Here is a 6817-nt window from a genome sequence, read left to right as displayed (position 1 = left end):
CGCCTTATGGGGACAGCCTTCAACCGAGAATGTCGTGGGGTGTCGAAGATCTATTAAACAAGGCTGTCCCCATTTGTAAGCGTGAAGGACTCGCCCTACGGACTTCACATAAGCACAGATGATATTGAGTATTTAACAGGTAAATATGATAAATAAAGAGAAAGTCTGAGCTACAGCTTGTGCAGATCAGACTTATAGTAAATATTTTTCGTTTATTGTCTCCTCTCACCTTGCCGACAAAAGAAGAGAACTCCCATGCGAATGTCTTTCTATATCGGGTTCTTGAGTAGGATGTAATACGCCCTTGCATATTCGTTTAAAATGCAAGGAACTGATTAGATATTTGCCTGCTGCCTTTGATATAGTGACCAATACAAACCTTTTTCTTGCAACAGTTGTGAGTGCGTACCACGTTCGGCAATTACACCACGTTCCATCACCAAAATCAAATCGGCACGTTTGAGGGGTGCAAAGCGGTGGGCAATAAGAAACACGGTGCGGTTACTAGAAACTTTTTGCAAGTTTTGCAGAACCTGCTGTTCAGTTTCACTATCCAAGGCGCTGGTAGCTTCATCTAAAATTAAGATTGGCGCTTGGGAGAGAAATAACCTCGCTAAAGCAATACGTTGCCGTTGTCCACCAGATAAAGCTGTACCGCGTTCGCCAACATTGTTTTCGTAGCCGTAGGGTAATTGACTGATAAAATCGTGAGCAACAGCTAGTCTGGCAGCTTCTACAACTTGTTCGGCGGTGATGTCGGGATTGCCGAGGGTGATATTTTCCAAGATAGTACCGTTAAATAAAAAGTCTTCTTGGAGAACTACCCCAATTTGTTGACGCAATGAGGCAAGATCGGCACTTTTGATATCAAAACCATCGATGAGGATGCGTCCTGATTCTATTTGATAAAGGCGCTGCAATAGCTTGGAAAGAGTACTTTTACCAGACCCTGACCGTCCGACAATGCCAACAAACTGTCCTGGTTGAACGTTAAAGGAGATTCCCCGCAGAACCGGCTCAGTATTTTGTCGGTAGCGGAAAAAGACTTGCTCAAAAGCGACTTCTCCTTTGAGGGCTGGTAAAACTAGACCGGTTCCGGCTTCAGCTTCTGGGGCAACGTTAAGAATATCACCAATTCTGTCTACTGAAAGTAGAACTTGTTGGAGATTTTGCCACAGTTGGACTAACCGCAATAATGGTCCTGTTACCCTCCCAGAAAGCATTTGAAATGCCACCAACTGCCCGATGGTTAGTTTTTGTTCGATGACTAATTTGGCGCCAAACCAGAGTATTAGCAGGCTGGAAAAGTTGGTGAGAAAGTCACCGATGTTGCTGCTAATGTTGGAGGTGGTGGAGGCTTTGAAACCTGTGCGGATGAAGCGAGCAAATAAGCCTTCCCAGCGATCGCGTGCTACTGGTTCGGCTGCATGTGCTTTGACTGAGTGAATTCCTGTCACCGTCTCAACCAGAAACGATTGACTGTCAGCACTGCGGTTAAATGTTTCGTTCAGCCAACCTCGTAAAATTGGTGTTGATACAATTGTCAGTATGGCAAATAACGGCAGTACTGCTAAGGCGACTGCGGTAAGTTGAACATTGTAGTAAAACATCAATGCCAGGTAAACCACGGCAAAGATGCTATCTAATATTACAGTTAATGCTGTGCCTGTGAGAAACTGGCGGATTTGTTCTAGTTCTTGAACTCGTGCTACTGTGTCGCCGACGCGTCGCGCTTCAAAATAAGCTAAAGGCAACCGCATCAGGTGGCGAAATAGCTGCGCTGATAAACTCAGATCCAGACGACGAGCTGTATGGGTAAAGATAAATAGCCGGAGGATGCCGAGTACAGCTTCAAAGAGCGATACTGACAAAAGAGCGATCGCCATAACATCAAGTGTGGGCAAACTTTCTTGCACCATCACTTTATCGATGACGACTTGGGTAATTAGCGGTGTTGCTAATCCCAAAAGTTGCAAAGTAAAAGATGCCAGCAAGACTTCGCCGAGTAATCCCTTGTATTTTGCAACTGCGGGAATAAACCAATTGAGGTTGAATTTTTCTTGCTGCTGGATGACTTCTACTTGCCAAAGTTGTCCATCCCAAGCTGTTTCGGCGACTGATTGGGAAACGCCTTCACAAGTGCGATCGCGCGATTTGGGATTGGCGATAATTAGGCGATCGCCTCTCACGCCATATGCTACCACCCAATTTCCTTGTTTTCCTTGCTCACCACCCCACTGCAACAAAGCCGGGAAAGATAACGAACGTAATTCACTCCAACTTACTTGCAAACGCCGCAATACAAAACCTAGCTTTTCGGCGGCTTCGACAACATTTTTCGGGCGTTGTCCTCTCAGTTGGCGTTGTACCCATTCCAGTTGCAAGGGATTGTCTAACTTTTGCGCCACCATTGTTAAACAAGCAGCGGCTGTATTTGAGTTAGCAACAAATGGATAACCGGATACAGCAGTCGAGGAGTGCGAGAGTCCAGGAGTGGGAGAGGATCGCCAGCGCTGTGTTCCGGTGTCCTCGGTTGTTGCAACGTCTCCATAACGAGAGGCTTCTGGCGTGGGGATGAGGGGCTTTGGAGTGCCCACGGAGGGGGGTTGGGAGGAATGGCGAGATGACGAGAGGACGGAAAATTCTTCTTGTCCCCTTGTCTCCCCTTGTCCACGGACACCTTCCTCACTCCTCCACCCCCGCACGGAAGTGTCCTCCCCTTGTCTCCTTGTCCCCTTGTCTCCCCCTCTCCCCGTCTCCCCCTCCTCACCGCGAAAGAACTGCTCAATTTGTGGTGTGGAAAATTCTGCCCACAGTGCTTTATCCCAGCGAACTACTACTACTTCTTTACTGGCAGCTACTGCTTTAAAATCTACAGAGGATGAGTGCAACTCACCAAACCAATCCCCCGCTTCTAGGGTTGCTAACGGCGTACCGATACCTTCTTCACGCAAGCGGACTTTACCAGAAACAATAAAGAACTGATAAATTCCTTCTTGCTTTGACCAGATTTTTTCCCCAAGCTTGTACCGACGGATTTCTGACCGATTTTGCAATTGAGATTGTTGTTCGGGAGTCAGCCAGCTTAGGGGAGGTTGATTCCAAGGTAAAGTTGCTAGCACGCTTATTTTTAAAGATTCATTTTCCCCAAGTTTTAGCTCACTTGCAGCTTCACTGTCAGCTTTTGAATTTTCTCTGCTAGCCATTTGTCAAACAACTCATTTTGTAGTGCTTGCTTTAGTTGAGTATCTTCTAAAGACGCGGTCAGAAATTGTTCTACTCGAAACAAACCGTAACGTCCTTCTAGTTCTATCGGTCCTACCAATTGTCCGGGCTTTGCTACATCAACAGCCGCCCTTAGTATATCCGGCATCGTTCCCCTACTTACCGGTCCCATCATGCCGCTTACTATTTTGTCATCTGCAAGAGAATATTCTCTTGCCAGTTCCTCAAAACTTGCTCCTTCTTCGATTTGGATTTGCAGTTCTTCACCGAGTTCTCGATTATCGACAATTATCCGAGAAAGTACTACTCGATCTAAATAAATTTTGCGTTCAATAAAATATTCTGGGAGTTTTGCTTGTGTAACTACGGCTTTAAGTCTTTCTAATTTGAAGCCTAAAGCTACTGATGAGTAAAAGGTAGCGTAATCTGTACCGTTATTTTTTAGCCATTCTTGGAAACTTTGGGGGTCAGTCAGTTTGTTTTTCAGCCGAAAATCAATGATTGTCTGTTCGGTTAAAGCCGGACTGATGTCAATATCTTCTCGCGTGCGAATTTCTTGCTCAATTACATACTGGCGGAGAATATCGCTCATAAACTGTCCGAGTTTTCCGGAGGCTTGCAAATATTTTACTGCTTGCTGGATAGAAATTGTCTGGTCATTTACTAGCAAAAATGAGGAATTTTCCATGAAGGGGTTACGTAAATCCGACTATAAAAGTATACTTAGAATTGTCAATCAATCTGGCATATTTTGAACTTGATTAACTGCCAATTTTAGTGTAACCTCAGGGGCAAGGTATTTCCGGAAAGCTAAATATTGAGCAAGAAATTCGCAGATTGATCAACAATTTTTTTCTTGCAGACGAGAAAACAGCCATATTCAAGCAATTTGGATGGCTGTTCATCATTGAAAAACAGGCGCGAAGCGGGAATTGAGCGAAGAACTGAAATTAAAGGTTTGACAACAGGCAATTTCCTTATAAACGGCGATCGCGCTGACTTTGAAGAAGCTAACTATAAAATAAAAATGAAGCCTAAAATTTATCACTTCAAAGAGTTTTCCGGCTTAAAAGCTTGTTTTGGCGGCAATTGCGTCTAAATTGCCCATATTAAGGCGAGTAGGATTGCAGCGATCGCACCGATTAATGTATTTACTATATTGACTACTTCGTTAGTTAACCATGTATATTTAGATTGCAAAGTCGCGCCAATCAGACTTTCTATGTTAGTGGCAATAAAGGCTGCCAGAATACACCAAACTACACCGAGTATATTAATTAAACCGACTGCCCAAGCAAAAAGTGCGATCGCAGCTGAAGCAAGCATTCCAGCCAAAGTTCCTTCTAAGCTTACCGCTCCTTCTGTCCCTCGTGGCACTGGTTGCAGTGTAGTAATCAAAAAGGTGCTTTTACCATAAGCTTTACCAATTTCACTTGCACAGGTATCAGAAAGTTTGGTGCTGAAACTGGCAACAAAACCCAATAATAGTAGGGAGTGGGGAGTGGGGAGTAGAAAGTGGGGAGTGGGAAAAAGTCCCGAATTTATTATCCCGATTGCCAAAGCACACAGCGCTCCCGTCAAAGCTGAACCCCAAACGTTTTCTGGACCTCTTGCCCCAGAACGCTTTTCGGCGATTCCTTCAGCTTCTTTTTGCTTCATACCAATGCGTGTAACCGCAGAACCAACAAGAAAGTAGAACATTACTACTACATATCCTTGCCAGCCGAGGGTTCCCCAAAGTAGGACACCTAGAAACCAAGCGTGCAATAAACCAGCTGGGGTAAGCAGCTTTTTGGGAGCAATAAAAGCTACACCCAATAAAACTGTGTTCAATCCGATTCCCACCAGCCACGGATTTAAAGAAGAAATAAAAGAAAGCATTAAATGCATCACCTGTAGTTTTGGCAGAACATCAACACAATAACCAATTTTGTGCATTTGTTGTTTAACCTAATTTTAGTTCAGGAAGAAGGGGTAAAGGGGAAAGGGTAAAGGGAGGAAGAAATTGGGAGAGGATTGTAACCCCTCCTTTGCTAAGACTTCCTAGAAGGAAGAGGCTTCAAACCCGTTCAGAGGGAAAGGAAAGGAAAACTTTTTATGCGTATTTAAAATAATTTTCCCTTTCCCCTTTTTCCCTTTCCCCTTTCCCCCTCCCCGATTGGTGAATGAGAACTTTAACGAAGCTGCTTAGAGCATTTACAACCCAAGAAAATTTTGTTTGATGCTCAAAGCAGCCAAGCTTTGAATGAAGAAGGCACAATAAATTCTAAGTAGTATAAATTCCAGTCTCAAAGGTGAAATCAATGAGCCAAACTTTATTTCATCTCGCTTTCCCGGTTACTGACATTGCCCAAACCAAGGCATATTATGTCGATGGGCTTGGCTGCGTTGCCGGTCGCGAAAATAAGCACGCGCTAATTCTCAATCTTTACGGTCATCAGTTGGTAGCGCACATGACCAAAGAACTTCTAACACCCCAACGCGGTATCTATCCCAGACACTTTGGGCTAATTTTTACGGTTGAAGGTGACTGGGAGGATTTATTAAGGCGATCGCAACAACGAAAGCTGCTTTTTTTTGAAGAAGCCAAAGACCGCTTTGTCGGTTCTCCTCTAGAACACCGCACTTTCTTTTTAGAAGATCCTTTTCATAACTTAATGGAGTTTAAATATTATCGTTACCCAGAAGCGATTTTTGGAAGTCCTGAGTATGCCCAAATTGGCGACCGGAATTAATTGGTGCTGTTAATGCTTCTGCTACTGCTGCCAAACAGCGTGAGTCGGTCAACATCCAGGGGTGCAGCCTTGATGGTACTATCACTTCTGTTCCTAGTGGAAGACGCGAACTATTTGCTGGGACAATCATTAAATCATACGGTGTCCACATTGAGGTAAAATTCAACTGCTTTAACATCGCCACGTCACTATTCAAATCTTGGAGAAAAGCGCTGTTAGGACGCATTTGCAGGCAGCCAGGACGTAGGGAAGCATAAGCGATCGCCGTTCCATTATGGGGCGAAGATATTGTAATAAACCGCTCTACGCGATTAATTCCCCCCAGTCGCTGCACGTAGTAACGGCTGATAATTCCCCCCATGCTAAAACCAACTATATCTAGTGGTTGTTCTGCGGCAAAGTTGTCGGCAATATAATCAGCGACTTGCTGTGCTAATTTCTCCAGACCAAAATCACCGTTATTCGGAATTAAATCTAAAGTATACACAGACCATCCCCGCTTTCTTAGGTAGGTCGCCATTGTCTGGAAAACTTGCCCGGTATCGTTTATACCATGTACCAATACCACGGAATTGCGCTGCTGTGTCTCAGTATTCATATACAAAATATGTCTAATCCAAATCTAATTATGTAGAAAATTTAATTGAGTGCGATGGCGATCGCGCTAACAGACTATGACCGAAAACAGGGTATGGGGGAGCCAGTGCCGTGCGGGGGTGGAGGAGTTTGAGGCATCTGGCGTTGTGGGGTGTGGGGTGTAGGGGATTCACAAACAATAGACAAAAATGGACAGCCTTTTTTTAAAGATCCGCATGGGCCCAACGATACCCTCAGATGAAGGCTGTCCATTTTTGTCC

The 6817-nt window shown here is 44.5% G+C and carries 6 protein-coding genes; 2 read left to right on the top strand and 4 right to left on the bottom strand.

The features are described from left to right. Positions 1-335: 335 nt before the first annotated feature. A complete protein-coding gene (locus PI95_RS34125) occupies positions 336-3206 on the bottom strand; it encodes a peptidase domain-containing ABC transporter (protein WP_039748162.1) in 2871 nt (956 codons plus the stop codon). Further along, positions 3155-3913: a peptidylprolyl isomerase gene (locus tag PI95_RS34115; RefSeq protein WP_039748161.1), complete on the bottom strand. Its 759-nt coding sequence runs from the start codon at positions 3911-3913 to the stop codon at positions 3155-3157. Before PI95_RS34115 ends, PI95_RS34125 begins: the two co-directional genes overlap by 52 nt. Before the next feature lie 219 nt (positions 3914-4132). On the opposite strand from PI95_RS34115, the gene PI95_RS34110 reads away from it, so the two are divergent. Continuing rightward, positions 4133-4324: a hypothetical protein gene (locus PI95_RS34110; protein WP_163519452.1), complete on the top strand. Its 192-nt coding sequence runs from the start codon at positions 4133-4135 to the stop codon at positions 4322-4324. On the opposite strand, the gene PI95_RS34105 is transcribed toward PI95_RS34110, so the two are convergent. Next, a complete protein-coding gene (locus PI95_RS34105; RefSeq protein ID WP_039748949.1) occupies positions 4321-5106 on the bottom strand; it encodes a TIGR00297 family protein in 786 nt (261 codons plus the stop codon). The genes PI95_RS34110 and PI95_RS34105 overlap by 4 nt on opposite strands. A gap of 422 nt (positions 5107-5528) precedes the next feature. Between PI95_RS34105 and PI95_RS34100 the strand changes: the two genes are divergently transcribed. Further along, positions 5529-5960, top strand: coding sequence for a VOC family protein (locus PI95_RS34100; protein ID WP_039748157.1), 432 nt, complete (start codon positions 5529-5531; stop codon positions 5958-5960). Here the strand turns inward: PI95_RS34100 and PI95_RS34095 are convergent. Then, positions 5890-6558, bottom strand: a complete 669-nt coding sequence (locus tag PI95_RS34095) for an esterase/lipase family protein (protein ID WP_039748156.1) — start codon at positions 6556-6558, stop codon at positions 5890-5892. The genes PI95_RS34100 and PI95_RS34095 overlap by 71 nt on opposite strands. Positions 6559-6817: the final 259 nt, after the last annotated feature.

Origin of the sequence: Hassallia byssoidea VB512170 (assembly GCF_000817785.2) — a bacterium.
GTDB classification, from domain to species: Bacteria; Cyanobacteriota; Cyanobacteriia; order Cyanobacteriales; family Nostocaceae; genus Hassallia; species Hassallia carrinoi.
Note: the sequence above shows the minus strand (reverse complement) of the source record. Positions and strands in the feature narration are given on the sequence as shown.